Annotated in this window: 24 protein-coding genes, 1 other RNA gene and 2 pseudogenes; 2 read left to right on the top strand and 25 right to left on the bottom strand. The window is 41.2% G+C overall.

Features of this window, described 5'->3' with window-relative positions; translation table 11 throughout:
* Positions 1–367 precede the first annotated feature (367 nt).
* From glyA to JCM15457_RS04780, 21 genes and pseudogenes are all read right to left on the bottom strand, one after another.
* Positions 368–1,621, bottom strand: a complete 1,254-nt coding sequence (glyA, locus tag JCM15457_RS04880) for a serine hydroxymethyltransferase (protein WP_034988203.1) — start codon at positions 1,619–1,621, stop codon at positions 368–370.
* Between the two features lie 247 nt (positions 1,622–1,868).
* Positions 1,869–2,492 (bottom strand): orotate phosphoribosyltransferase, encoded by a 624-nt coding sequence (gene pyrE, locus JCM15457_RS04875; RefSeq protein ID WP_034988201.1) that lies wholly within the window; start codon positions 2,490–2,492, stop codon positions 1,869–1,871.
* Positions 2,492–3,208: an orotidine-5'-phosphate decarboxylase gene (gene pyrF, locus JCM15457_RS04870; protein WP_034988199.1), complete on the bottom strand. Its 717-nt coding sequence runs from the start codon at positions 3,206–3,208 to the stop codon at positions 2,492–2,494. Before pyrF ends, pyrE begins: the two co-directional genes overlap by 1 nt.
* Positions 3,198–4,145 carry a dihydroorotate dehydrogenase gene (locus JCM15457_RS04865; protein WP_034988197.1) on the bottom strand — a complete coding sequence of 316 codons (948 nt, stop codon included), beginning with the start codon at positions 4,143–4,145 and terminating at the stop codon, positions 3,198–3,200. Before JCM15457_RS04865 ends, pyrF begins: the two co-directional genes overlap by 11 nt.
* A complete protein-coding gene (locus tag JCM15457_RS04860; protein WP_034988195.1) occupies positions 4,142–4,918 on the bottom strand; it encodes a dihydroorotate dehydrogenase electron transfer subunit in 777 nt (258 codons plus the stop codon). Before JCM15457_RS04860 ends, JCM15457_RS04865 begins: the two co-directional genes overlap by 4 nt.
* A 34-nt stretch (positions 4,919–4,952) precedes the next feature.
* The gene (gene carB, locus JCM15457_RS04855) at positions 4,953–8,141 is read right to left on the bottom strand and encodes a carbamoyl-phosphate synthase large subunit (protein ID WP_034988192.1); all 3,189 of its coding nucleotides are present in this window, start codon (positions 8,139–8,141) and stop codon (positions 4,953–4,955) included.
* Positions 8,134–9,219 (bottom strand): carbamoyl phosphate synthase small subunit, encoded by a 1,086-nt coding sequence (locus tag JCM15457_RS04850; RefSeq protein WP_034988190.1) that lies wholly within the window; start codon positions 9,217–9,219, stop codon positions 8,134–8,136. Before JCM15457_RS04850 ends, carB begins: the two co-directional genes overlap by 8 nt.
* A 2-nt stretch (positions 9,220–9,221) precedes the next feature.
* On the bottom strand, positions 9,222–10,508 hold the full coding sequence (gene pyrC, locus JCM15457_RS04845) for a dihydroorotase (protein ID WP_034988188.1): 1,287 nt from the start codon (positions 10,506–10,508) through the stop codon (positions 9,222–9,224).
* Entirely contained in the window at positions 10,505–11,446 is a 942-nt protein-coding gene (locus JCM15457_RS04840; protein WP_152537278.1) for an aspartate carbamoyltransferase catalytic subunit, read from the bottom strand. The genes pyrC and JCM15457_RS04840 overlap by 4 nt, the downstream gene beginning before the upstream one ends.
* Positions 11,447–11,470: 24 nt before the next feature.
* Positions 11,471–12,755: pseudogene (locus tag JCM15457_RS04835) on the bottom strand (solute carrier family 23 protein).
* A 146-nt stretch (positions 12,756–12,901) separates the two neighbouring features.
* Entirely contained in the window at positions 12,902–13,438 is a 537-nt protein-coding gene (gene pyrR / locus JCM15457_RS04830; RefSeq protein ID WP_034988184.1) for a bifunctional pyr operon transcriptional regulator/uracil phosphoribosyltransferase PyrR, read from the bottom strand.
* Between the two features lie 147 nt (positions 13,439–13,585).
* A complete protein-coding gene (locus JCM15457_RS04825; RefSeq protein ID WP_420836012.1) occupies positions 13,586–14,500 on the bottom strand; it encodes an RluA family pseudouridine synthase in 915 nt (304 codons plus the stop codon).
* Positions 14,484–14,930, bottom strand: coding sequence for a signal peptidase II (gene lspA / locus JCM15457_RS04820; protein ID WP_034988181.1), 447 nt, complete (start codon positions 14,928–14,930; stop codon positions 14,484–14,486). Before lspA ends, JCM15457_RS04825 begins: the two co-directional genes overlap by 17 nt.
* A gap of 107 nt (positions 14,931–15,037) precedes the next feature.
* Positions 15,038–15,658 (bottom strand): cation efflux transmembrane domain-containing protein, encoded by a 621-nt coding sequence (locus tag JCM15457_RS04815; RefSeq protein WP_081778186.1) that lies wholly within the window; start codon positions 15,656–15,658, stop codon positions 15,038–15,040.
* Positions 15,571–15,948 (bottom strand): cation efflux transmembrane domain-containing protein, encoded by a 378-nt coding sequence (locus JCM15457_RS04810; RefSeq protein WP_034988176.1) that lies wholly within the window; start codon positions 15,946–15,948, stop codon positions 15,571–15,573. The genes JCM15457_RS04815 and JCM15457_RS04810 overlap by 88 nt, the downstream gene beginning before the upstream one ends.
* The gene (locus tag JCM15457_RS04805; protein ID WP_034988175.1) at positions 15,945–16,367 is read right to left on the bottom strand and encodes a MarR family winged helix-turn-helix transcriptional regulator; all 423 of its coding nucleotides are present in this window, start codon (positions 16,365–16,367) and stop codon (positions 15,945–15,947) included. Before JCM15457_RS04805 ends, JCM15457_RS04810 begins: the two co-directional genes overlap by 4 nt.
* A 244-nt stretch (positions 16,368–16,611) precedes the next feature.
* Positions 16,612–17,556, bottom strand: a complete 945-nt coding sequence (gene hemH / locus JCM15457_RS04800) for a ferrochelatase (protein ID WP_034988173.1) — start codon at positions 17,554–17,556, stop codon at positions 16,612–16,614.
* Positions 17,557–17,756: 200 nt separating this feature from the next.
* Positions 17,757–18,446, bottom strand: coding sequence for an NADPH-dependent F420 reductase (locus tag JCM15457_RS04795; protein WP_034988172.1), 690 nt, complete (start codon positions 18,444–18,446; stop codon positions 17,757–17,759).
* A gap of 5 nt (positions 18,447–18,451) precedes the next feature.
* Positions 18,452–19,495 (bottom strand): Atu2307/SP_0267 family LLM class monooxygenase, encoded by a 1,044-nt coding sequence (locus JCM15457_RS04790; RefSeq protein ID WP_034988171.1) that lies wholly within the window; start codon positions 19,493–19,495, stop codon positions 18,452–18,454.
* 215 nt (positions 19,496–19,710) lie between these two features.
* Positions 19,711–21,368, bottom strand: a pseudogene (locus JCM15457_RS04785) (formate--tetrahydrofolate ligase).
* A 150-nt stretch (positions 21,369–21,518) separates the two neighbouring features.
* Positions 21,519–21,893, bottom strand: coding sequence for an EbsA family protein (locus JCM15457_RS04780; RefSeq protein ID WP_034988169.1), 375 nt, complete (start codon positions 21,891–21,893; stop codon positions 21,519–21,521).
* Positions 21,894–21,931: 38 nt separating this feature from the next.
* On the opposite strand from JCM15457_RS04780, the gene JCM15457_RS04775 reads away from it, so the two are divergent.
* Complete coding sequence (locus JCM15457_RS04775; protein ID WP_369384614.1) at positions 21,932–22,318, top strand: reverse transcriptase-like protein; 387 nt, start codon at positions 21,932–21,934, stop codon at positions 22,316–22,318.
* 70 nt (positions 22,319–22,388) lie between these two features.
* On the opposite strand, the gene JCM15457_RS04770 is transcribed toward JCM15457_RS04775, so the two are convergent.
* The 4 genes from JCM15457_RS04770 to JCM15457_RS04760 form a co-directional block, all read right to left on the bottom strand.
* A complete protein-coding gene (locus JCM15457_RS04770; RefSeq protein ID WP_034988168.1) occupies positions 22,389–23,525 on the bottom strand; it encodes a THUMP domain-containing class I SAM-dependent RNA methyltransferase in 1,137 nt (378 codons plus the stop codon).
* Between the two features lie 189 nt (positions 23,526–23,714).
* An RNA gene (gene rnpB, locus JCM15457_RS11905) (RNase P RNA component class B) lies at positions 23,715–24,088 on the bottom strand.
* 22 nt (positions 24,089–24,110) lie between these two features.
* Complete coding sequence (gene gpsB, locus JCM15457_RS04765) at positions 24,111–24,452, bottom strand: cell division regulator GpsB (protein WP_034988165.1); 342 nt, start codon at positions 24,450–24,452, stop codon at positions 24,111–24,113.
* A 67-nt stretch (positions 24,453–24,519) separates the two neighbouring features.
* Positions 24,520–25,083: an SLOG family protein gene (locus JCM15457_RS04760; protein ID WP_034988164.1), complete on the bottom strand. Its 564-nt coding sequence runs from the start codon at positions 25,081–25,083 to the stop codon at positions 24,520–24,522.
* 250 nt (positions 25,084–25,333) lie between these two features.
* Between JCM15457_RS04760 and recU the strand changes: the two genes are divergently transcribed.
* Entirely contained in the window at positions 25,334–25,954 is a 621-nt protein-coding gene (gene recU / locus JCM15457_RS04755) for a Holliday junction resolvase RecU (RefSeq protein WP_034988163.1), read from the top strand.
* The last annotated feature ends 23 nt before the right edge of the window (positions 25,955–25,977 follow it).

Raw genomic sequence — 25,977 nt, 5'->3', positions numbered from 1 at the left:
ATAGCACTCGTGTAATTCATTAGCAAGCGTTTTCACTAATTAATTAAAACTTTTCAAGGTATATCATTTTCTTATTTGTTACGCCAAGCTCTACCACACTAAAATTGAACGTGAAAAACCAAGCAAAGCGTTTTGCAAAATATAAATTTTTATAAATTGTTTCCTTCTGACTATGTATTCAATTGAAAAAAGGTGGGTCAAAAGTTATTTTTGGCCTACCCCTTATTTATGCCTTAGACTATGGACACCGGTGTGTTTCAATCACTCATATCATAAACAAAGTTTTGGGCATATTTGTGTTTTGCACATTTAGTACTCAAAACCTAATGCCCCTTGCCTCGTTTATCTTTAAAAACAAAGTGCCTGCCTAACGCACAGCTCCCGATGCATAAATCGGATGTGCAGCCGTCAGTTGTGCAACTTGCTGTTTAATATCTTGTAATTTTTGCTTATCATTTGCTGCATGCAAAGCTTCCACTATTAATACCGCTACTTGCGAAGCATCCGCAGCAGAAAAACCACGACTTGTAATAGCAGGTGTTCCCAGCCGTATGCCGCTTGTTTTGAAAGGACTCAGTGTTTCAAAGGGAACCGAATTTTTATTGACAGTAATATTTAAGCTATCTAACAGATGTTCAGCTTCCTTCCCATTGACACCGAAGCCGCGTACATCTACCAACAGCAAGTGATTATCTGTTCCCCCTGAAACTAAACGAGCTTCATTGTCTTTTTCGAATATTTTAGCCATGGCCTGTGCATTAACAATAACTTGTTTTGAATACTCTGTAAAGCTTGGGTCGAGAGCTTCTTTGAAGGCAGCTGCCTTGGCCGCCACAACATGTTCTAACGGCCCGCCCTGCGTTCCTGGGAAGATGTTGCTATTGATTTTCTTAGCTAATTCACTATCATTAGTCAGTATCATTCCACCACGAGGACCACGCAACGTCTTATGTGTTGTGGTAGTCGTAATATCAGCATACGGAACTGGATTCGGATGCAAGCCTGCGGCAACCAAACCAGCTATATGAGCCATGTCTACCATTAGTTTTGCACCGACCGCATCAGCAATCTCCCTGAATTTAGCAAAATCGATTTTGCGTGAATAAGCGCTGGCACCGGCAACAATCAACTTAGGCTGATGCTTCTTAGCCAATTCTAAAATACTATCGTAATCAAGGCGTTCACTTTTCTGGTCAACGCCATAGCCAACAAAATTGTATGTCTTACCGCTGAAATTAACAGGTGAACCATGTGTCAAATGTCCGCCAGCAGCTAAATCCATCCCCAAAACAGTGTCCCCAGGTTTGATCAAAGATAAATATGCTGCCGCATTTGCCTGCGAACCGGAATGAGGCTGAACATTAGCAAATGCAGCTCCAAAAATCTTCTTGGCGCGTTCAATGGCTAAAGTTTCAACCACGTCAATATACTGACAGCCTCCATAATACCGTTTGCCAGGATACCCTTCAGCATACTTGTTAGTTAAAACACTTCCCTGAGCCGCCATTACTGCTTGGGAAACAATGTTTTCAGAAGCAATCAGTTCAATGTTGTTCTGTTGTCTTTCTTCTTCTTTTTCGATAGCCTTCCACAATTCTGGATCAAATTCTTTGTAGTCCATCAGGTCACCTCCACGTTGATTATATTGTACCATACGCAAAATAAGAACACATTCACACTTAAAATGTGTTCTTATCAATCTTAACTACTGCTCGCAGTACTACAAAAAGATCATTATTCCAATTTTTTCATATTTCGACAGACTGGGGGGAAAAGTTAAGCGTGATTCATTAGTCGAGCTTCATATCTAACTTAAATTCACCGACTTATATTATTCTCACTTTGCCCGTGCTTAACAGCCCCTATTGCTAATCCTTCAACCAGTTTTCAGGATCTTTGCGCCATTTTTTGAGGAGCTCTTTTTCTGAAGTGTTTATCTGCTCTTCCGCTTCTGCGACATCGATTAATTCACCATAGTTAGTCAATGTTGCAAAAGGTATTTTAGCTGCAGCAAAGTTTTCTTCAGCGGCATCTAACTGATAACTGAAGATTCCGCAAACACCGATTACGTCAGCGTCTTCCTTTTGTGCAGCTGTTACGGCCTGCAGCACACTACCACCAGTTGAGATCAGGTCGTCAATCAAAATCGTTTTTTGCCCTGGTTTCAAAAAACCTTCGATTTGCTTTCCTCTTCCATGATCCTTGGGCTTAGAACGAACATATGTCATTGGCAATTGCAGTTCTTGGGCTATCCATGCCGCATGCGGAATACCTGCAGTTGCTGTCCCAGCAATCATCTCAACTTCTGAAAAGTTCTTTCTGATCAACTCAGCAATGCCTTTAGCAATTCTTGTTCTAATTTCTGGATAGCTGATCGTTAGCCGATTATCACAATAAATCGGACTTTTAATACCGCTTGCCCATGTAAAAGGTTCATTCGGTGATAATGTTACTGCATTTATTTCTAAAAGATCCTTAGCAACCTGTTTCATTAAATGTTTTCCTCCCACATTTTCTTTATGTATTGATAAGCAGTCACACAGTCAGTTGCTTGTGTGATTGCACGTCCGACTACGATCGCACTGCTTTTTTGTGCTGCTGCTCGGTCAGGGGTCATAACACGTTTCTGATCATCTGTGTTGCCGTCAGCCAGCCGAATTCCTGGTGTGACACGCAGAAAACTCACATCTGTCTTTGTTAAAATCGAATTTGCTTCATAAGCAGAGCAAACGACTCCGTCCATACCGGCATTCTTTGCTAAACGTGCATAATGCAGTACACTTTGTTTAAGCGGAACAGCTGATTGCTGCTGCTCGGTCACCATTTTCTGATCGGTTGAAGTCAGCTGTGTGATTGCTAACAGTTTAGGCGTCTTACTACCTCCACTACCATCAAGCAAACCTTCCTTTGCCGCACGCATCATCTCACTGCCACCGCTTGCATGCAAAGTTGTCATACCAACACCTAACTTGCCGATTACACGCATGGCACTTTCGACTGTGTGCGGAATATCATGGCATTTTAAATCAAGAAAAACGTCATGACCTTCAGCCAATATGGCCTTCACCATTTCTTGGCCCTCACTGTAAAACAGCTCCATTCCGATTTTGACGAAGAGCTTTTCCTCACTTGGAAATTTGCTTAGAAATTTTTTCGTCGTTTGCCGATCTGGAAAATCCAGCGCAATAATTGGGCGTTTAATTGTCATTTGTTTGCGCACTCCTTACCTCTGTAATCAAGTCCCTTAAACTGCTGATTCCCAATTCGTCTAATTTTCGCGGTAATGCCTCAATTATATCGGGGCATGCCGTTGGATTGTGGAAATGAGCTGTGCCGATAGCGACCGCACTTGCACCAGCCAGATACATTTCGATTACATCGTCCGCTGTTTCGATTCCACCCATTGCAATAATTGGAAGATCGACCGCGCGACTAACCTGATAAATCATTCGCACCGCAATCGGCTTTATCCCTGGACCAGATAACCCACCAGTTTTGTTAGCAAGGATTGGTTTGCGTGTTTTTAAATCAATCCGCATACCCAACAATGTATTGATCATGCTTAAGCCATCTGCTCCACCTGCTGCAACTGCCTGCGCAATTTCAACAATGTCCGTGACATTCGGTGAAAGCTTCACATATACTGGGACTTGAGATACTTCTTTGACAGCCTCTGTCAGTCGCCGGGCCGTTGTCGGATCCGTTCCAAAAAGCATGCCGCCTTCATGGACATTCGGACACGAAATATTCAGTTCAAGCGCCGAAACCATTCCAGAGGCAGACATTTTTTGTGCTACCTTTACATATTCAGCCTCGGTAGCACCAGCGATATTTGCCACCACGGGTAGTTCAGGGTATTTTTTATGCAAAACCGGCAATTTATCATGTAGAATCACATCAACACCTGGATTCTGAAGTCCGACGGCATTCAAAACACCACTTTTGGTTTCAGCAATGCGCGGAACTGGATTACCATCTCGTTGTTTCAATGTCGCTGCTTTAATGATAATTGCGCCCAATTCATTCAAGTCAAACATTTCAGCATATCGATTGTCCCCAAAGCCAAAACAACCACTGGCCGGCATTACCGGATTTTTTAATTTAAGACCTGGCAGTTCAACTGCCAATCGTCCGGCGATCGTCATAAGATAACCTCCCGTCCATCAAAAACTGGCCCTTCCAAGCACACCCGTTTATTAAAAATTCCATCTTTAGTCGATACAACACAGCCCTCACAGGCTCCCACACCGCAAGCCATCCTACTTTCCAAGGAAAGATAAATTTCTGTTTCGGTTTCAGCAAACCGTTTCTGCACCATCTGCAGCAATCCTGCCGGCCCACAGGCATAAACTTTTGCATATTTTTTGACAGACTGCTTAGCAAGCAATTCACCAACATTTCCCTTAAAACCCTTCGAACCATCATCTGTCGCTAATAGCAATTTTCCATTATGTTCAAATTCTTTCTCGCCAAAGGCCATAGAAGCTGTCCGAAAACCAATTGCAGTCGTGACTGCGTAACCTTTTTCATTTAAGGCCTGTGCAAGCATCATCAAAGGAGGTAAGCCTGTACCGCCCCCTACAAGAAGAACTTCTTCAGCAGAGTTATCAGCTCCCAATGAGAAGCCATTTCCTAACGGTCCCAAGATACTCAATAACATCCCAGGAGTCAGTTTGCTCAATAGTCGTGTTCCATCCCCGACAACACGATAAATCAACGCTATTGTCTTCTGAGTCTCATTGCTTGCAGCAATTGCCAGTGGACGTCGCAATTGATAGGCTTCATCTGGAAGCTGCAACATCACAAAACATCCTGGTCTAACTGCGGCATAGTCAAACTCTCCATGCAGAACAATGCGGTAAATCCCCGGTGCTAGTTCCTCTTGTGCAGCAATTTCTAAATTATTCTTAGTAAGCATTTCTGGCCCCTCCCCAATGAAAACTCTTCAGCGTCTATTTCATTACATCAGTCGCAAATGTTCTATTCTCAAGTGCTTTTACAAGAGCTTCAGCTGTATTGAGAGAAGTCAACAGTGGTACATTATGCTCAATAGCTGTCTGTCTGATAGTGAATCCGTCTGAGGTAACCTCGTGATCATGCCCCATTGTATTAATTACAAGTTGTGTTTTGCCTTCCTTGATTAACTGTAAGATTCCAGTCCTATTATTTTCTGTTTCACCAATCTTATTGACTGCTTTGACACGCAAGCCATTCTCATTCAAGAATTTGGCAGTTCCTGCCGTTGCAAAAAGGCGATAACCAATTTGACTGAACTTTTTAGCAAGTGGTAAGACAATATTTTTATCGCGGCTATCAATCGTCAGCAATACACTGCCACTGAGCGGCAGTTCCATTTTTGCACCAGCAAATGCTTTGAGAAGAGCTTTTTCGAAGGTCCAGTCACTCCCCATGACCTCACCCGTTGATTTCATCTCCGGCCCAAGATAACTGTCAACATCCTCAAGTTTGCTGAACGAGAAGACAGGTGCTTTGACATGGATCGTCTTGCTTTCCGGATACAGTCCAGACTCATAGCCTAACTCGTGCAGTGATTTTCCTAAAATCACTTTAGTTGCAACTTGTGCCATTTCAATTCCCGTAATCTTACTCAAAAATGGTACTGTTCGACTAGCACGCGGGTTAACCTCCAGAACATAAACTTCATCGTTATGAATAATGAACTGAATGTTCATAATACCGATACATTTCAAAGCCACCGCAAGTTTTTGCGTTGCTTCGACGATTTGCTGCTTAATTGATTTTGAGAAAGACTGTGGCGGATAAACTGCCATCGAGTCACCCGAATGGACGCCAGCGTGTTCAATGTGCTCCATGATGCCTGGCAGGAGGACATCTTTACCATCGCAAATTGCATCAACTTCGCATTCGCGTCCTTCAAGGTAAGCATCTACCAGAATTGGATGATCAATTGCTGCTTTAACATTTTGTTTAAGGTAATCGTTTAGTTCATCCTCGTTGTTCACAATCTCCATTGCACGGCCGCCCAACACATAACTCGGTCGTACCAATACTGGATAGCCGATCTCTTGGGCTGTTTCAATCACCTTTTCTTGTGTAGTTGCAGTCTTGCCAATTGGCTGTTTCAATCCTAACTTGTTGATAACCTGATCGAAAAGTTCACGGTCTTCAGCGCGGTCAACATCCTCGACCTTGGTTCCAAGCACATTGACCCCATTGGCTTCCAGATCGGCAGCTAGGTTAATTGCTGTCTGCCCCCCAAACTGTACGATCACACCTAATGGTTGTTCGAGTTCGATCACATTCAAGACATCCTCAAGTGTTAGCGGTTCGAAGTAAAGCTTATCTGAAATTGAGAAATCAGTTGAGACCGTTTCTGGATTGCTGTTCATTACGATTGCCTCGTAACCAAGTTTCTGAATTGCCTTAACACTATGCACAGTTGCATAATCAAACTCTACGCCCTGTCCGATCCGAATAGGGCCTGAACCGATAACTAAAACAGATTTTTTTGTGGTTGGCTTGCTTTCATTTTCTGAGTCGTAAGTGCTGTAAAAGTATGGCGTTTGGGATTCAAATTCCGCAGCACAAGTATCAACCATTTTGTAAGTTGGCAAAACTTTTGCCTGTTCACGAAAAGCCCGCACTTTTTCTTCTGAAATGTTCCACAATTTAGAAATCGTAGCATCACTAAAACCATATCTTTTGACTTTTCTTAAAACGGTCTTATCGTTGGGATGCTTGCAGATTTCAACTTCAAGTTCAGTGATATGTTTCACCAGATCAAGGAAGTAATGATTGATCTTCGTTAATTCATTAACTTCATCTAAAGTGTAACCGCGTCTGAAAGCCTCAGCGATGTAGAAGAGACGATCGTCTTGCGCATGGACTAATTTTTCTTCTAACTTTTCATCAGTTGTATTTTGAGCCTCAGGTGACAACAAGTCGCTTTCATCTATTTCTAATGAACGAACAGCTTTCTGAAGTGCTTCTTCAGCAGTCCGGCCGATTGCCATAACTTCCCCAGTTGCCTTCATTTGCGTTCCTAACTTACGGTTGGCACGAGGAAACTTGTCGAAGGGCCAGCGTGGAATCTTGGCAACAACATAATCCAATGCTGGTTCAAACTCTGCAAAAGTCGTCCCGGTAACGGGGTTCTTGATCTCATCAAGTGTCAATCCCACCGCAATTTTAGCCGCCATTTTAGCAATAGGATAGCCTGTCGCTTTGGAAGCAAGTGCTGACGAGCGACTGACACGCGGATTAACTTCGATTACATCATAATTAAAACTATACGGATCGAGGGCTAGCTGAACATTGCACCCACCTTCAATCTTCAAAGCACTGATTAAACGCAGTGAAACATCCCGCAACATCTGGTACTCACGGTCCGATAATGTCTGGGTTGGGGCAAGAACAATCGAGTCACCCGTATGAATTCCGACTGGATCAAAGTTTTCCATTGAGCACACAACCATTGTGTTATCTGCGCTATCGCGCATTACCTCAAATTCAACTTCCTTGTATCCCATAATACTTTTTTCAATCAGACATTGAGTCACTGGTGATAAATCTAATCCATTAGCTGCAATCTCTGCCAATTGTTCCTTGTTATCGCACAATCCGCCGCCGGTACCGCCCATTGTAAAAGCTGGCCGGACAATTACTGGATAACCGATTTCTTCTGCAAAGTCGAGTGCTTCTTCAGTCGTACCAACAGTTTTTGAGTCAGGAATTGGCTCATTAAGCTTGGTCATTAATTCTTTAAACAATTCCCGATCTTCTGCCTGATTGATAGCTTCTAACTTAGTGCCCAGAAGTTCAATCTCGAATTCTTCTAAAATTCCAGTTTGAGAAAGTGACATCGCTAAGTTCAAGCCTGTTTGACCGCCCAATGTCGGTAAAATCGCATCAGGATATTCTTGACGAATAATTCTTGAAACCGACTCAGTCGTCAACGGTTCAATGTACACACGATCCGCTATCTCAGTATCAGTCATAATCGTAGCCGGATTTGAGTTAACTAAGACAACCTCATAGCCCTCTTCGCGCAGTGCCAAGCAAGCTTGCGTACCAGAATAATCAAATTCTGCCGCCTGTCCAATGATGATTGGTCCGGAACCAATTACCATGATTTTATGAATATCCGTTCTTTTAGGCATTCTTTTCATCCTTTCTTACATCAATCATATGCATAAAGTCATCAAAAAGGTCATCTGCGTCATGTGGACCCGGTGCCGCATCCGGATGGAATTGCACACTAAATGCTGGATAATCTTTGTGTCGCAGTCCTTCAACAGTATCGTCATTGATTTCACGATACGTGACATTAAGCCTCTTGCTGTCGATCGAATCAGGATAGACGGCAAAGCCATGATTTTGTGAGGTAAAGCAGATACGTCCGGTTGCAACTTCTTTGACAGGGTGATTGAATCCGCGGTGCCCGAACTTCATCTTATAAGTATCAGCCCCATTAGCAAGTGCAAAAAGTTGGTGTCCTAAACAAATTCCGAATAGCGGAAGTTGCTGCTCCACTTCGCGAATCATTTCAATCGCATGCGTCAACGACTTAGGATCCCCCGGGCCATTCGACAAAAGTACACCATCAGGGTGCAACTTGAAAATATCCTCGGCAGTTGCGGTATAAGGTAATACGATCGTATTGCAGCCGCGTTTAGCTAATTCACGCAAAATGCTGTGTTTTAGACCATAGTCAACAACAACAACATTTCGTTTATCACCAGGATTAGGATAGGCCTTACTGGTTGAAACCTGTTGCACAAGATTATGATTAATTACCATTGCATTAAGCTGATCAAAGGCATGATCCAAATCAGTTTTTGCATCAACAATGCTGCCCTTCATTGTTCCGCGCGAGCGCAGTTTTTTAGTCAATGCTCGTGTATCAATTCCCGTAATACCAGGAATATCCATCTGCTCTAAGAAATCAGCAAAAGTCGACTGCTGTCGCCAACTGCTTGATACACGCGCAACTTCATGACAGATAACCCCTTTGCATGTTGGTTCAATAGATTCGTAATCATCAAAATTAACCCCGTAATTTCCGATTAATGGGTTCGTAAAAACCAAAATCTGATTGGAATATGATTGATCGGTAACCGCTTCTTGATAACCAGTCATTCCTGTCGTAAAAACAACTTCACCGCTTGTTGTACTCGGTGCTCCAAAGCCCTCTCCCTTGAAGATGGTTCCGTCTTCTAAAAGTAAATAACGTTCCACTGTCAGTCCTCCTTTTGATAAACAATTTTCCCATCAACAAAGGTGATCTCCGTCGCCCCGTATGCTTTTGTTCCTGTGAAAGGCGTATTAGTTCCCTTAGATAGGTAATCTTCTTTTCTTAATTCAAACTCATTTTTTAAGTCAAACACAGCAAGATCGGCTTTTCTGCCCGGCAAAATCATGCCTGCATCTTTTATGCGAAATTCTTGAGCTGGTCTTGCACTCATCCAATCCAGCAGCTGCTCTAATTTAAAAATCCCTGTTTTTACAAATCTCGTATATAACAAAGCAAAAGCTGTTTCACTGCCGGTGATCCCAAACGACGCTTGACACATACTGCCTTCTTTTTCTTCTGCACTATGTGGGGCATGATCCGTTGCAATCATATCAATTGTGCCGTCCAACAGACCATCGATAAGTGCTTGCTGGTCTTTTTTAGATCGTAATGGTGGATTCATTTTATAAAAGGGATCATCTTTTGGAATATCGGCGTCTGCTAAAAGAAGGTGATGAGGTGCAACTTCACATGTAACGTTTATTTTTTGTAATTTAGCCCAGCGAATGAGCGCAACACTTTCCTTAGTTGAAAGGTGACAAGCATGGTAATGAACCCCTGTTTGCTTGGCAAGAAGCAGATCGCGTGCAAGCTGTGATGATTCGCTCAGGCCGAGCATTCCCGGCAGATTCAGTTCTTCTGCACGCTGCCCTGCGTTCATAACACCGCCAAAGAGCAAAGAGTTGTCTTCGATATGTTCAACAAGCGGCATATCGCATTCTGCTGCCCTTTTCATCGCTAGATACATTGTACCCGCCGTCTGAATGCCGCTGCCATCATCACTGAAGGCAAAAGCACCCGCTTTTTTAAGTGCTTTAAAATCTGTTAGCTGCTCTCCTTGACGTTTCTGTGTTATGGAAGCATATTGCTTAATATGAACGATTCCATCATTCGCATTTCTTTCTTGTACATCTTGCAGCTGTGCAGCATTGTCTGGCACAGGATCTAAGTTAGGCATAGCGCAAACTGTAGTAAAGCCCCCATGCGCAGCGGCCTGACTGCCTGTTTTAATAGTTTCTTTATAAGTGAAGCCAGGTTCACGATAATGTACATGCACATCGACTAGGCCAGGAGCAACCAGCTTGCCTGCAAGATCAATTTTCCTTTGCACTTTGATTCCTAATTGAGCTAAATCTTTTCCGATTGCAGTAATTCTGTCAGCTGTAATCAGTATATCGAGTAGTTGCAGTTGACCTGCTTGATAAACCAAACCATTTTCTAATAAAATGCTCATTGTTTCCCTCCTAAACCACGTCCGTTAATGACGGCTTCAATCATTGCCATTCTCATGAAAACACCATTTTGCATCTGTTTTGCAAAACGTGATCTAGAGGACTCAACCAATTCTGAAGCGAGCTCAACACCGCGATTGATAGGCCCTGGATGCATAATAATAGCATTTTTCTTCATATGTGTGTAACGTTTACGTGTTAACCCATATTCGGTATGATACTCTGTCGGGGAAAAGCCAATTTCTTGTTTGTGGCGTTCATGCTGCACCCGCAACAAAATGACCACATCCATTTGTGGAAGTAAGTCATCAACCTTGCCGTAACTGCCGAATTCAGTAAACTCACTTGAATACCAGCATGTTGGACCGGAAAAATAAAGTTTTGCACCAAGTTGCCGCAACAACCGCATGTCGCTGCGCGCCACTCTTGAATTTGTTAAATCACCAATAATTGCGATCTTGAGCCCCTTAAAATGTCCAAACTGTTCATGAATAGTCATCATATCCAATAAACATTGTGAGGGATGCTGTCCGCTGCCATCACCTGCATTGACAATTCCCATATTCAGCTTCTGTGTTTCATCAAGATCTATCAGCTCTTTGTAGTACTCATTTTGTGAATGTCTAATAACTGCTAAATTAACGCCTATTGAATTCAGTGCAAGCAATGTATCGTAAAGTGTCTCACCCTTTTTGACTGAACTTGCAACAGGATCAAAAGGAATCGTTTGAAGACCAAGTTTTCTTTCTGCCATCTCAAAACTACAATGTGTTCTCGTGCTATTCTCGAAAAACATGTTAACTGCATAAATTGGTTGTGCATATTCTGGCACAGCACCGCCTGCTTTGAAATATTCAGCACGTTTAATTAATTCTTCGACTTGATCATTTTTCAATTTTTTGATCGTTAGAAAATGTTGCAATTTTAAGCGTTCTTGCATATTCAGCATTATTATATCTCCTCACTATTTTTCGCTATTAGCCCTTTCAGGCAAGACAAGATTTGCGACAATTCCAAAAATAGTTGCTAAAGCGATGCTTGTCAGTTGGAACTGACCAATCTGCAGATAAGTTCCGCCGATTCCGATCACTAAAATAACCGCAGTAATAATCAAGTTGCGTTTCAATTCATAGTTAACTTTATTATCAACAAGAATCCGAAGACCATTGGAAGCAATCATTCCAAAAAGCAGGAAACTGATGCCGCCAATAACTGGGGTTGGGATAGATTGAATCAGAGCACTGACCTTTCCTATGAAACTAAAGAGTACTGCAAAGATTGCCGCGCCACCCAATACCCAGACACTGTGTACCTTGGTCATTGCCAGTACTCCGATATTTTCACCATATGAAGTCGTGGGTGGTCCACCAGCAAAACCAGCAATAATAGAAGACAAGCCATCACCGAAGAGCGTTCGATGCAATCCCGGGTTTTTAAAAAAGTTGCGTTTTGTCAACTTATTCAGCACCATCACATGTCCCATATGCTCTGTCATTGTCACGAAAGCAATTGGTGCCATCGCGATTATTGCACCAGGATATAATTTGAAGTCATAATTGACAAACATCACGTCAAAAGCCGGCAGTGAAAACCATTTTGCAGCCGCCACACTGTGAAAATCAACAATTCCAACAAGCACCGCACTAACATAGCCGCAAACAATTCCCAGCAGTACTGGATCATGCTTGCAAAACCCTTTAAAAACATGTTGAAGATGATTGTAATAACTAATGTAAAAATCGCCACACCAAAATATTTCAGATCATAATGCGAATTATTCAGCATCGCATCATTGGCGGCCGTCTCGCAAGCGACAATCCGATTACGATAATAATCGGCCCGACAACAACTGGTGGCAAAAGGCTGTCTACCCACTCAGAACCAAAGCGGCTGATAATAAGTGATACGATCAGGTAAACCAGACCGGCTGAGATTGCTCCTTGTCCAACTGCCGGATACCCGTAGACCTTCATCAGAGCCTGCATCGTACCCACAAATGCAAAACTTGAACCTAAATATGCTGGAATTTTAGCCTTTGTACAGAGGATATAAACAAGCGTTCCAACTCCCGAACTAAACAGCGCAATACTAGGATTGATCCCCACCAGCAGCGGAACTAAAACCGTTGCACCAAACATTGTAAATAAATGTTGGATCGACAATACTAGCCAGTGTCCGAATGTCGGCTTATCTTGAATGTCTAAGATTGCTTCTTCGTTTCTAAATTCTTCCTTTTTCTTCCCACTCACAGAAAAATCTTCCCTTCTATACAAAAAAACCTGAATCTTCTTTTTGATCCAGGTCAGCATAAGGTCTTCTTGAAAAATTCTGCTTTTTCAAAATAAATCTTCAACCTTTTTGCCCTCTCTGGAGTCAATTAAAATGGTTGTACCACTCAAATTTCTTTGATCTCAATCGCATCTTTCTGATCAATTTCCTCTACCGACACTGAGATCTGTTCATTAAGAGATGTCGGAATATTCTTGCCAACAAAGTCTGCGCGAATTGGCAATTCGCGATGGCCACGATCAACTAAAACCGCAACATTGATTTTTTGAGGCCTGCCTTGATCCATCAAAGCGTCAAGCGCTGCTCGAATAGTTCGACCCGTGAACAACACATCGTCCACCAAAATAACCTGTTTATCGGTTATATCAATCCCCAGCTTGGATGAATTGACCACAGGATCTTTTTTCTGTGATAAATCATGGCGGTCATCGCGATAAAGTGAAATATCTAATTCACCAACAGGAACTTCTGCTGCCTCTAATTGTTTGAGGCGCTCTGCGATTCGATGCGCCAGATATATCCCACGTGTTTTTATTCCGACCAATACCAAATCATCAATCCCTTTATTCTTCTCAATGATTTCATAAGTCATTCTTGTCAAGGCGCGTTTCATTGCCATTGAATCAATAACTTCTTTTGCCATTTTTTTCTCCCCTTTTATCCAATAAAAAAACCACTTAGCGATAGACTAAGTGGCCAGACTGATGTCTTTATTCCGAGCTCAAACAAGACGCTGCCTTCTTAGCCTCACTGGACTATCTTTAAAGGACCTTTATTACATCTTAATTTACTAAATAGCATCCGCTTTGTCAAGTGTCTTTAGTGTTTTTGCAAAAACATCAGGCAGCGGAACTTCAAAAATCATTTTTTCATGCGTGACTGGATGTTCAAAACCAAGTTTGCCGGCATGCAGAAATTGACCATTTCCCTTAATAGTTTTACTTGGCCCATAAAGCGGATCACCAACTAACGGATGACCAATATATTTCATATGCACCCGAATTTGATGAGTCCGCCCCGTCTCCAAAATACATTTTACTAGCGAATAGTTGCGATAGCGTTTCAACACCTCGAAGTGGGTCACAGCATGCCGCCCGCCCGCAACAACTGCCTGCTTTTTCCGATCCTTGGGCGAGCGCCCTAAAGGAGCATCGATCTTGCCCTTATCCGGTTTGATTCTTCCATGGACAAGTGCCATGTACTCGCGCACATTGCTTTTATGCTTCAATTGCAAGGCCAAATTACGATGCGCCAAATCATTCTTGGCAACCATCAACAATCCTGATGTATCCTTATCAATGCGATGGACGATTCCTGGACGATATTCGCCGTTTATCGTTGACAAGGGGCAATGGTATAGTAACGCATTGACCAATGTATGTTTCGGATGACCTGGCGCAGGATGGACAACCATTCCTTGCGGTTTATTGACCACCAGTACATCAGCATCTTCATATACAATATCAAGTGGAATATTCTCTGGTTCAACCGCAATATTTTGAACGGCTGGACGGTCTAATTCGAGCAGATCTTCCTCTTTGACACGGTATTTTGGTTTGATTTTTTGTCCATTTACCAACAAATTACCAGTCAAAATCCATTGTTTAAGCTGTGAACGCGAATAATTCGGAAATAGTTCAGCAGCTGCCTTATCAATTCTTCCTACTTGCGAAGTAACTTTCTTCTGTTCAGTCATTGTTATCATCTCGCAGTAATGCAATCAGAAAAATCACCACTCCTATGCTCAGTGCAGCATCGGCAACATTAAAAACCGGAAAATTAACAAACAGCAGTTGAAACATGTCAACGACATACCCTAACCGAATCCGGTCAATAAAATTACCAATTGTACCGCCAATAATAAAACTAATCCCCAATGCATACATCCAGTTGGTCCACATTTTTTTGAAGAGATAGCCCAAAACTCCGAGCGCGACGATTGTTATGATAAAAAGCAGCCATCTTTGCCCTGTAAAGATATTCCACGCTGCTCCATAATTTCGAATATGTGCGATCCCTAAAACATGATGAATGAAAGCATAGCTTGTATTAAGCGGGACATTATGCACGACATAGAATTTCACTAGCTGATCGAGCAAAACTATTGCGCATATCAGCAGAAAATAAATCACCATTACTGGAGGGCACCTCTTTTCATTTTTTGTCCACTCAAGCTGAACTTGAGTCCCTATTATACAACAATAATCAGAACTCTCCAAAAATATTTTCTAACTGACTCCGCTTACGCTAACAAAAACGTGACGTTAAGATTCTCGTACCTGTCTTTGAGATCACTTTCAATTTCTTTCTTGAATTTTGTCAAACCATCAACACCAACTTGTACAGGAATTTTATGCAAAAAAACCTTAATATTCCATCTCATGCCTATCTTGACAACTTCGAAATTGAAATTTTTCACAGTGCCAGTTAACCTCTTCTTCAAAACATTTCTAATGTCATCATTGATTTTTTTGTCTGTAATCGTTCCATGGGCAAATTCAACAAAACTTCGCCATAGCAATTTAAGTGGTTCTTTTATTGTCAATGCTACTAAAAGAAGTGTGATCAGCGAATCACCAATAAACATTATAAATTTAAAGGGTTGGAAAGTTCCCAAAAAATAAGCTAATATGATCCCCAAGCCAACACCGACAGACAAAATACCGTCCATAAATGCAATTTTACTTTCTGCGAGCAACATAGTACTAGCATTCATAATACTGTGATTCTTTTTGCGGCAATAATAAGCCAATGCAAAACTCATCGCGATCATAACTAATGTATAAGCAGCACTGGTCCTAATTCCAGCCGTTCGCCAACCCCCATTACTATATAGACCACCAATGCACGAATGCTTCCGCATACTGCAATTATCGTTATTATTAGTGAGAAAAGAGCTTTAAACATTCCATACAAGGGTTCAAGCATATACAATCCACGTGGAAAATGTGCAGTCTTTCTGCCACTGAAATGCGAAATAAAGATTGCTGCAAAGCTCGACAGCATCGCGATTACTGAAAAATAAGCGTCTAGAAAAATCGCTTGAATGTGAGTGCTGTGAAATGCGATGACACCCGCTACAGCCATTACAAAATTAGTAGAAGCGCTGAAAAGCAGTGCATTTTGTTCAACTTTTTTTAAATGAATATTCATAACACGCCCTCCATTTTTTTAAATAAATCAATTAGGAACGAAACTTCATCAGGCTTCAAGCACAATTCCATCTTTCGGAAGATATCATCAAAGATCTGATAGCTCTTCTGATAATAGGTTATGAGTGCACTGTTTAATTCCAAATGATAGACACGTTTATCCGTGCTTGATTGTGTACGATATACAGCACCTAATTTTTCAAATCTAGTAATAATGTGAGTTGCCCCGGGCTTGGTAACTTTTGCTAGGCTTGCAAACTCTGATAAAGTTATCCCTTTGTGTCGATACAAGATATCCAAATAAAACTCATCATTTGGAGTAATGTTTTCAAAAGGTATTTTCAGTGCACTTTCTTGCTTAAGCTGTTCAGCCATTATTTTGTCATAAAGACTATAATAGGCTTTTTTTAAATCAACCATAACCGCCCTCCATTTTTTAAATTGTTTTAGTTAACTTACTAAACTATATTACTTAAACAAAGTGCTTATGTCAACTTGGTTAACACAAAAAAGCATAAGTAAAATTCTCTAATATGAGTCATTTAACTTATGCCATTAGTTTCTTTTATGAAATTTATTGTATGCAGCATCCCAATAATTATCTTTTACCCTACCGCTATCTGCAATAATGACATTAAATGCGTTAAGATCAGCTTTTTTCTACTTACGGTTTACGCACCAATTGTTCTAAAACATCAATAAATGCCTCGTCATCATTTAAAGCAGACAACATTTTAAACTCAGTTCCACCATTTTCCAAAAAATAAGCCCGATTTTCAATATCCAATTCATAGAGTGTCTCCAGACAGTCAGAAACAAAGCTAGGCGAAACTACCAAAACTTTTTTATTTCCTTTAGCTGGCAGCTCTTTTAATGTTGCATCAGTTGCTGGAGTCAGCCACTCAGCCGGACCAAATCGAGACTGATATGTCTGAATATAAGGGATATCTCCCAGCTGTTCCATGATCAGCTTAGTTGTCAGATTGCAGCGGTCTTGATAAGGGTCGCCTTTAGCAATATAACTGACAGGAATACCATGATACGAAAAAATTACTTTATCAGGTTTGAATGAAGTGTAGATGTTTTTGACTTTATTCGATAGTAACCGTATATATTCTTTCGTACTGCAAAAGTCAGTAATAATATGTAAAGACGGGATACGCGCACGCTGGTAATAAAATTGATTGATATCATCAACCACTGAACCAACAGTCGTTGTCGAATACTGTGGGTAAAGAGGAATAATTGTCAATGCGTCAATATGCTCGGTTTCAAAGGACTCCAGTACATCCGCAATAAAAGGCTTGCTGTAGCTCATTGCATATTTGACAGTATATTCCGGAAGATGCCTCTGTAATTTCTTCGTTTGCTGTTCAGTATAATATTGAAGCGGTGATCCTTGTTGTTCTGACCATATCTTTCGGTATAGTTCAGCCGACTTAGCGGGACGATGTGGTAGAATCATCAGATTCAGAATCGGTTTCCACTGCCATCTAGGCATGTCAATGACACGCTGGTCACCCAAAAAACGTTTTAGATATGTCCGCACATCCCTTTTAGTTGGTGTTTTAGGAGTTCCTAAATTAATTAATAAGACGCCTTTTTTCATAAATATCACCTTTCAAATCGTTACTTTTTTAACATACTAGCTATCGTTACCTTGAAGCAACTTTTTATCAATTGATTCAAGACACCGTCTAATTAAAACTTTGCGGCTAAGTGACTGAGCATTCGGCATTATGTATAAAAAAGCAAGCTGGAGTCGCCAAAGGCAAAATTCCAACTTGTTAACTGTCAGTCAAATTTGTGCTAATTTCTCTCAGCCTTCTTACGAGCAAGAAAAACCTCTTTGCCACGTTTCGTCTTTTCAAAATCTGCCAGTAATTTTTTTAGTTCATCTGCAGCAACATTAGCACCAAAAACAGCACTTCCTGGTTCCATCCTGATTCCCGCAGCTAAGGGTCCAGCGTAAACCGGGTCAAATCCGAACCTTTCGACTAATTCAGCTGCTTTCTCAACGTATTTTTGTTCATCGCCTGCAATGGCGACCGCCTTTCTTCCCGCTTGACCATGCGGACGCGGTTCATCAAACAGATCATGGTAGCCGATATGATTAAAAGCTTTGACAACATGACTCTTCTTAAGAAAAGCTGCAACCAGTTCGCTTGAAGAACGATGCGGATCCGTTAAATCCGGTCGTGGTCCATCAACTTCCCACCAATAGTTCATTGCATCGATAACCGTCTTACCAGCTAAAGCTGATGGCGATAAAGTCAGATACTTGCCTAGTGGAAGCGCAAGTATTATGGTATCTGCTTGCTGGCAAGCCACGGCAGCTGTAGTTGGAACTGCCTGGGGCACAAGCGTTTCTACTGTCAGTTCAATCTTTTCCTTGCTGCCGGAACCCGCTATCAAAACATTATAGCCCGCAGCTACTGCCAGCTGTCCCAGTACAGTTCCTAATTTGCCTGCACCTAAAATTCCAAGAGTCTCTGCCACTTTCTTCACTCCTCAGCTAAAATTTCACGCACACGTGGAATTACTTTAGTCGCATATAGTTCAATCGTACGCAGCCTCTTTGTAGCCGCTAATTCCCCCGCACCATATGCTAGTTCAAAACGGCCAGCACCTAATTGTCTGATTGCTGCCGCTAATTTTTGCGCAACTGTTTCCGGAGAACCCGCATAAATAGATCCTTGTTTAACTTCCTGTTCAAACTGTGTACGCGACATTGGAACCCAGCCTCGTTCATTACCAATCCGAACCATGCTTTTACGAATATGTTCCCAAGCCAGCGTCATAGCTTCTTCATCACTGTCAGCAATCACACCATGCGAATGAAAAGCAATTGGAGCCGTCTGTGTGCCAAACTTTTGAGCTGCTTTTTGATAAAGCTTGACATAAGATGTAAAGCGCTTGGGTGAACCGCCAATTATTGCTAAAGTTATTGGAAAACCATAGCGTGCAGCACGAACGACTGATTCAGGTGAACCGCCGACCGCCACTCGTGTAGCTAAGTGACCCTTTTCTGTCTTAGGAAAAACTTCAATGCCATCCAGTGCAGCACGTGTCTTGCCGGACCACGTAATTGTACCTTCTTCCAGCAGCCGTGAAAAAAGATTTATTTTTTCTTCAAAAAGTAAATCATAATCGCTCAAATCATAGCCAAATAATGGAAATGATTCGGTAAATGATCCACGTCCAAGAACAACCTCTGCACGTCCGTTTGATAGCGCATCAAGTGTTGCAAAACGTTCATAAACCCTCACTGGATCATCCGAACTAAGCACTGTCACCCCGGATGCTAAAGTAATCTGCTTCGTCTGCGTCGCGATTCCTGCAAGTACTGTTTCAGGACTAGAAATTGCATATTCTGAGCGATGATGTTCGCCTAATGCAATTACATCAATTCCAAGTTCATCAGCAACTTTTGCTTCAGTAACAACCTGACGAATAGCTTGTGCCTGTGTCATTAATTTGTTTGCGTCATCTGTGGGAATGTCCCCAAATGAGTCCAGACCAAAAACTATTTTTTGCGGATCAATCACGGTACTCACCCTCAATTCGTTTTAATTACTTTTTGTAAGTATAATAACTGTAATATTTTATCTGTCCGATGTCAATCTATCATGCTTAGGATTATTTTTAAAGCCTGAAAGCTTAAAGATGCAACAAAAAAGGCCATGACAGAAAGAATATTCTATCACAGCCCTTGAAATTGAATTTGCAAAAAACTTAATATATCCGAGAACTATCCTTGCTTTTAGTACAAGCCTGATATCGTTCCATCATCACTAAGTTCCATTCCATTTGCAGCTGGAACCTTAGGCAAGCCGGGCATCGTCAAGACATTTCCTGTCAGTGCAACAATGAATTGTGCCCCGAGCTTAGGCATGAACTCGCGCACATGAATCGTAAAGTCCTTAGGTGCTCCTAAGAATTTGGCATTATCAGAAAGTGAATATTGCGTTTTGGCCATACATACTGGCAGACGATCCCACCCCAGTTCCTTAAATCGCTTCAGTTGGCGCTTAGCTTTACGCCATATTCGACCTTGGCACCACCGTAAATTTCAGTTACGATTTTCTCAATTTTGGTTTCCAGCTCGTCATCAGCTGCATAAAGCGGAGCAAATTCATTATCTTGTTCACACGTTTCAAGCACTTTTTTAGCCAATTCGACTGCGCCTGCACCGCCTTTGCCCCAAACATCAGCAACAACTGCTGTTGTTTTATCATCAGCACATAATTGCTGCAGCTTAGCCAGTTCGGCCTCAGTATCTGATGTGAACTGATTAATAGCAACAACAACAGGGACATTGTAACGTTTCATACTTGCGATATGTTTTTGTAAGTTGACATACCCCTTTTGAAGAGCAGCAAGATTTTCTTCTTCAAGCTCATTTTTGGCCACCCCACCGTGCATTTTGAGTGCTCGCACAGTTGCAACAATCACTACCGTATCAGGCGTCTTGCCTAGGACCGGCGTCTTAATATCCATAAACTTTTCAGCACCTAAGTCAGCCCCAAAACCTGCCTCAGTCAAAGTATAATCCGCCAATTTCAGCGCAGTCTGTGTTGCAAGAACGCTATTACAACCATGTGCAATATTAGCGAACGGACCCCCATGAATGATGGCTGGTGTATGTGCTAATGTTTGAACAAGATTGGGCTTAATTGCATCTTTCAATAACAGAGCAATCGCTCCGGTAACCCCCAATTGGTCCACTGTAACTGGTTCTTTAGCAGTAGTATATCCGACAACGATCTGCCCAATTCTTTTTTTCAGATCAGCGATATCCTCAGCTAGGCACAGAATCGCCATTAATTCACTTGCGACAGTGATATCGAAACCATCTTCCCGCGGAATTCCTTGTGTTACACCGCCAATTCCGATTACAACATGGCGTAGAGCCCGATCATTGATATCCAAAACTCGCTTCCAAATAACCCGTCGCTGGTCAATATGTAATTTGTTTCCCTGATAAATATGATTGTCAACTAGAGCTGCTAAAGTATTATTAGCGGTTGTCAAAGCATGCATGTCACCTGTAAAATGCAGGTTAATGTCTTCCATTGGGACAACTTGCGAAAAACCGCCACCTGTTGCCCCACCCTTCATTCCCATCACTGGTCCTAACGAAGGTTCGCGCAGCGCAATCATGACCTTTTTCTTTAATAAGCTGAATGCATCACCCAAACCGACAGTTACTGTTGATTTTCCTTCACCTGCAGGGGTGGGATTAATCGCCGTAACCAAAATCAGTTTGCCCTTAGTCTTTGTTTTAGCAGTTACAGGCAATTTTATTTTTGCTTTATATGTACCATACTGCTCGATCTCATCTGGTTTCAAACCGATTTTTTCTGCCACATCTGTTATTTTGTTCATTTTATTTTGTTGTGCTATTTCAATATCTTTCACTACTTGTTGGCCTCCTGCTAGGAAATTAATAAAACATGTTAACAATCAATAGTATAACTTATACATCTATCAATGTCATTTATTCAGCCTATTTTTATTTTATTATTTTGCTTTTTTACCCATCAGCGCACTCAAAAGCGAACATTAAGATTATCTATTAAGCGAATTGTAAAGTTTTTCTCCAGAGCTAGGTTTTACGAAAAAACTATAAGTTTGATACTTAGTTTGAATACTCAGCTTAGCTCTCTTCCGTGAGACATTTTCAATGTCATTCAAACGAAACTTTTTTGCATTCTGCGGAATAACCGTATGCAAAATCAGCTCATCTTGAGTTAACTCAACTTTGCGCAACACTATCTGCAAAGCTGCAACTGCAAGAAAGACGAGCAGAGCAAGCAATGTCCAGACTTGAAAAAACGTAATTTCCAACCACAAGATAAAACCTAAAAGTAGTATGATAAAAGTGTATGACCAACAGATGATGGTCGTCGGAAAATCAGGCTGATAAAAAAATTTTTCTTTCATTGTATCTTCCCCCTTAAGGATGTGATTTTAACGATTAAATTATATACAGATGCTGCTACCAAGGCAATCCGGGTCCAAGCGCAGCAGGCGTACTTATTGTTGCCGAATCTGGGCAGCAGCAACTCTATTACAAACTGCCGCTTGCTTCAAACCACCGTGCAGAATTTCTTGCGGCAATCAAAGGGTTTGAAGCCGTTATTAAATACTATGACACCACGGAAACTATTCTTTTCCACAGTGACAGCAAAATTGTGATCTCAAGTATTGAAAAAAATTATAGTAAGTCATATCCAGATGAGCTTGCACTGCTGGCAGATTTGCAAAACCAATGTACACTTGTAGTCAATCGTTGGATTCCTGAAAAAAGCAACAAAGGAGCACACAGTTTAGCCATTCAAGGATTGCATCATTTTTTTCCCGCCTGAAACTAACTATATACTATATAACAAAAAGCAGGAGCTCTCTCTACAAGATCTTCTGCTTTTTAGTCTAAGCTTAATACTTTTTCCGTTGTCCCCAATATTGAAATAAATCTGTACGCAAGGAACCATTGTAGAGTTTGCGACGTTTGCTTGCACGCTGCCCATAATAAGTCTCAAATTGCAGATCACTCGTCAAAATATACTTGCTCCATGTTTTCAGTGGACGATAGACATCCCCCATCTGGCGATAAAGCTTCCGTACTTCGTTTTGATCGTTCAAACGTTCGCCATAAGGAGGATTGGCAACAATAATTCCATTTTCTTTAGTAGTTTTGAAATCCTTTAAGGCCATCTGCTTAAACTGAATGCTGTGCAGCAATCCCGCCTCTTGTGCGTTTAGTTTAGCGATGTCAACCATTCGTTCATTGATGTCGTAACCAGAAATATCGAGTTCAATGTCGTAGTCTGCCTGTGCCTCAGCTTCAGCACGAACATTTTGCGAAATTGTCTTAGAAATCCATTCCCAGCTCTCGCAGACGAAATCTCGATTGAATCCTGGAGCAATCTTGTGTCCAATCATCGCAGCTTCAATCGGGATCGTTCCTGAACCACAAACAGGATCCACAAAGGGTTTTTCAGGGTACCAATGTGCTAACAGTACTAGAGCAGCAGCCATATTTTCTTTCAACGGAGCAGGTCCCTTTTCGATTCGATAACCGCGTTTGAATAAACTTGAACCCGTTGTGTCTAGAGTCAAAAGCACATGATTTTTATTGATTGCCACTTCTAGCGGAAATGTTGCACCAGTTTCTGGCAGGCGTGTTCGACGATGATAAATCTCACTCATTTTATTAACGATTGCCTTTTTGACGATAGCCTGAACATCTGGCACACTGTGCAGAATAGACTTCTGAGATTTGCCTGCAACAGGAAAAGCCGAGTCTAAAGCTAAATACTCATCCCACGATACAGCTTTTGTCTGCTCAAAAAGTTCGTCAAATGTTTTCGCTGTGAATTCAGCGATGACTATCTTAACGCGATCAGCAGTTCGTAGCCAAAGGTTAGTTTTGATAATATCTTCAACTGTTCCTTGATAACGAACACGGCTATTCTCAACTTCAACATCTTCGTAGCCTAAGTGTCGCAGTTCATTTCCAACTAGTCCCTCAATTCCAGCCGCTGCTGTTGCTATTAAATTAAATTTTTTCATAATTAATCCATTCTTTCACTCTTATTTGCAAAACTGAGATTCATTCTTGCAACCCATACTTCTTTTCCTAGTATGCAAGTAATATGCGTCCCAGAAAACATTCTTTACGTTACATAATATTATATACAAAGCTGAAAAAAACTGTGACAAAACATCAGTTTTGCCACAGTTTCCCTGATATATGTAGGCCTCTATAAGCCACGTTCCGTACGTCATTCAACCCAGGAGTCGAAATCGGTGGTAATCATCTATCTCCGAGCCTATAAGACTCGCCCCCATGATTTGTTCATTTCCGTCATGAAGCGCCCCTACCAAAGTTTGGGTTACCTGCTCGTGGGGTTTACCGCGTTCCACCAATGTCGTTTCCAACATTGCTTCGTCACTGTGGCACTTTCAAGACTACTTAGACATAGCAAAAGCCTTAGTCCTTTTATCTGCCGTTATTCCATAAGGAATACCTTGCCTTATTTTTTCAGCAAGCACGATCACTACAGACATCTCAGCCTGTGCAAGCTTGGACTTTCCTCAGCCTGCTTAATTGCAGACCGCGATTACCAGAAACCTACATTAAAGTTAAATCATTCGCTAAAAGCGATTATCCTGATTCATATCATCATTCAATTGTGCGCCAAAAACATGACGTTCAAGATTAGATAAGCGTTTCAAGATATCCATGTTAGTGACGCTCGCACTAGGTCTTGCAGTCTGTCCACTCTTACCAACTGCAAGCTGCTTAGTCAATTCATCAACCTTGCTGACGAGACGATCATTCTCCATCTCCAAACGCTGTGTTTCTTTAGAATACGTTTCATAATCCTTAATAACATCATCAAGGAATTCATCCACATCTGCTGGATCATAGCCACGCATCTTTGGTTTAAAATGCTTATTAACAATGTCTTTTGGCGTAAAATTTATCTTCTCCACAGAAATGCACCTCATATCCTATTCGAAACTTCCTCAATAACCTTTCTTATTATATCAAATATCATTTCTAATGCAAATCATTTTCACTTTTTCTTTCAAAATAATCATTTGCACTTGTCTGTAATTGATCCATATCTACTGTAATTATAGGATAATTCTGTTTTTTTTGATATTTTTTCGCCATATTGTAATCATATTTTGTTTTACCCTCGAATTCAGGATCGTAGATCAGCATCATTTGATCGGTATGTTCTAGCATAAATTGCTGCCAATTTTTCAATTGTTGCGGCGCTTTATACGGTTCAGAACTAGTATTTGCAGAAAAGTCTACTTTTGTCCTTAACACATTAAATGTGAGTTGTTTATCTTCCTTCCAATTTTTTTCAAAATCACTATAAGGAAGTATCATTGCTACCTTTAACTCCGGATATTGTTTCTGCAACTCCAGTGCCACTTCAATACTCCACTGCTCGACACCTAATTGTCCGCCGGTGATCAACCACTCCAAACCTTCTTCTAATTTTTGAATTAGCATCTCACGCAATACATTCTTCAGAACTTCTACTTTAGGATCGTCCTTCTTAAAGACATTCAGTTCATAACTACGGTATCCAGTAATCCATAAACGCATCTTCAAGCTCCTTTATTGTAACGATTTGTTTAAATCACTTGCTTATCTCAATGCTTAGCTTATAATGACAAAACTGACAGTCTCAAAGCAATTGCATTACCCTACACATTTTTAGCTAAATTCTAAGGGTGCCTATTTAAAGAATCGCAAAAATGTTCATTTCTCTTGCTCATAAAACAAGTATATGACGCATTTTTGCCAAGTTTCTTCGTTGTTGGTATAATAAGTCGAATAGGAGTGTGATGCAAGCATGGTTCTCCATTATCCAAATGGTCGAGCATATCATCAATCTGTCTCTGATAAAATGCAGCCAAAAAGGCAACACGAAAATTCCGATATTGTCTTTGGAAATCGTGGTATGTCATTGGAGGAAGAATTGAATCAAAGCAACACCTATTACCTACAAAAAGACATTGCAGTAATCCATAAAAAACCCGTGCCGATTCAGATTGTTCAGGTGAGTTATCCTAAAAGAAGTGCTGCCGTAATTAAAGAAGCTTACTTCAAACAATCATCAACAACTGATTATAATGGGGTCTACAAGGGATATTACCTTGATTTTGAGGCAAAAGAAACTAGAAGTAAAACTTCCTTCCCACTAAGTAATTTTCACGAGCATCAAGTTAACCACATGAAGGCATGTACGCGACAAGGTGGAATTTGTTTTACAATTATTAAATTTTCGGTTACACAACAGCTTTTTTTATTGCCGGCAGCTATTTTGTTTGAGTATTGGGATAACCAATCTAAGACTAAGGGGCGAAAATCGATCGAGAAAAAAGTTATCGCCGACTTCGGTTATGCAATTAATTATCATGTCCAACCACTTATCCCGTATCTCACTTATGTTGACAAGCTGATCAATAAATAATATTCGTTCTGTAAAAGGAGAAA

Source organism: Liquorilactobacillus sucicola DSM 21376 = JCM 15457 (assembly GCF_000612445.1).
GTDB classification, from domain to species: Bacteria; Bacillota; Bacilli; order Lactobacillales; family Lactobacillaceae; genus Liquorilactobacillus; species Liquorilactobacillus sucicola.
The sequence above is the reverse complement of the archived record's forward strand: the minus strand, read 5'-3'. Positions and strand labels throughout refer to the sequence as shown.

What these genes read in the sequence shown, in the direction of transcription:
- glyA (WP_034988203.1), bottom strand. Translation starts at nt 1,621, where the DNA reads ATGGACTACAAAGAATTTGATCCAGAATTGTGGAAGGCTATCGAAAAA.
- pyrF (WP_034988199.1), bottom strand. Translation starts at nt 3,208, where the DNA reads ATGACAATTAAACGCCCAATTATTGCGCTGGATTTTCCAGATCGGCAA.
- JCM15457_RS04825 (WP_420836012.1), bottom strand. Translation starts at nt 14,500, where the DNA reads ATGATAACAATGACTGAACAGAAGAAAGTTACTTCGCAAGTAGGAAGA.
- JCM15457_RS04810 (WP_034988176.1), bottom strand. Translation starts at nt 15,948, where the DNA reads ATGAATATTCATTTAAAAAAAGTTGAACAAAATGCACTGCTTTTCAGC.
- carB (WP_034988192.1), bottom strand. Translation starts at nt 8,141, where the DNA reads ATGCCTAAAAGAACGGATATTCATAAAATCATGGTAATTGGTTCCGGA.
- pyrE (WP_034988201.1), bottom strand. Translation starts at nt 2,492, where the DNA reads ATGAAACAGGTTGCTAAGGATCTTTTAGAAATAAATGCAGTAACATTA.
- JCM15457_RS04780 (WP_034988169.1), bottom strand. Translation starts at nt 21,893, where the DNA reads ATGAAAGAAAAATTTTTTTATCAGCCTGATTTTCCGACGACCATCATC.
- pyrC (WP_034988188.1), bottom strand. Translation starts at nt 10,508, where the DNA reads ATGAGCATTTTATTAGAAAATGGTTTGGTTTATCAAGCAGGTCAACTG.
- pyrR (WP_034988184.1), bottom strand. Translation starts at nt 13,438, where the DNA reads ATGGCAAAAGAAGTTATTGATTCAATGGCAATGAAACGCGCCTTGACA.
- JCM15457_RS04805 (WP_034988175.1), bottom strand. Translation starts at nt 16,367, where the DNA reads ATGGTTGATTTAAAAAAAGCCTATTATAGTCTTTATGACAAAATAATG.
- lspA (WP_034988181.1), bottom strand. Translation starts at nt 14,930, where the DNA reads ATGGTGATTTATTTTCTGCTGATATGCGCAATAGTTTTGCTCGATCAG.
- JCM15457_RS04760 (WP_034988164.1), bottom strand. Translation starts at nt 25,083, where the DNA reads ATGCGTTTATGGATTACTGGATACCGTAGTTATGAACTGAATGTCTTT.
- JCM15457_RS04860 (WP_034988195.1), bottom strand. Translation starts at nt 4,918, where the DNA reads ATGCTTACTAAGAATAATTTAGAAATTGCTGCACAAGAGGAACTAGCA.
- recU (WP_034988163.1), top strand. Translation starts at nt 25,334, where the DNA reads ATGGTTCTCCATTATCCAAATGGTCGAGCATATCATCAATCTGTCTCT.
- JCM15457_RS04770 (WP_034988168.1), bottom strand. Translation starts at nt 23,525, where the DNA reads ATGAAAAAATTTAATTTAATAGCAACAGCAGCGGCTGGAATTGAGGGA.
- JCM15457_RS04840 (WP_152537278.1), bottom strand. Translation starts at nt 11,446, where the DNA reads ATGCAAGAACGCTTAAAATTGCAACATTTTCTAACGATCAAAAAATTG.
- JCM15457_RS04815 (WP_081778186.1), bottom strand. Translation starts at nt 15,658, where the DNA reads ATGCGGAAGCATTCGTGCATTGGTGGTCTATATAGTAATGGGGGTTGG.
- hemH (WP_034988173.1), bottom strand. Translation starts at nt 17,556, where the DNA reads ATGAAAAAAGGCGTCTTATTAATTAATTTAGGAACTCCTAAAACACCA.
- JCM15457_RS04865 (WP_034988197.1), bottom strand. Translation starts at nt 4,145, where the DNA reads ATGACGATCGCCGGACGATTGGCAGTTGAACTGCCAGGTCTTAAATTA.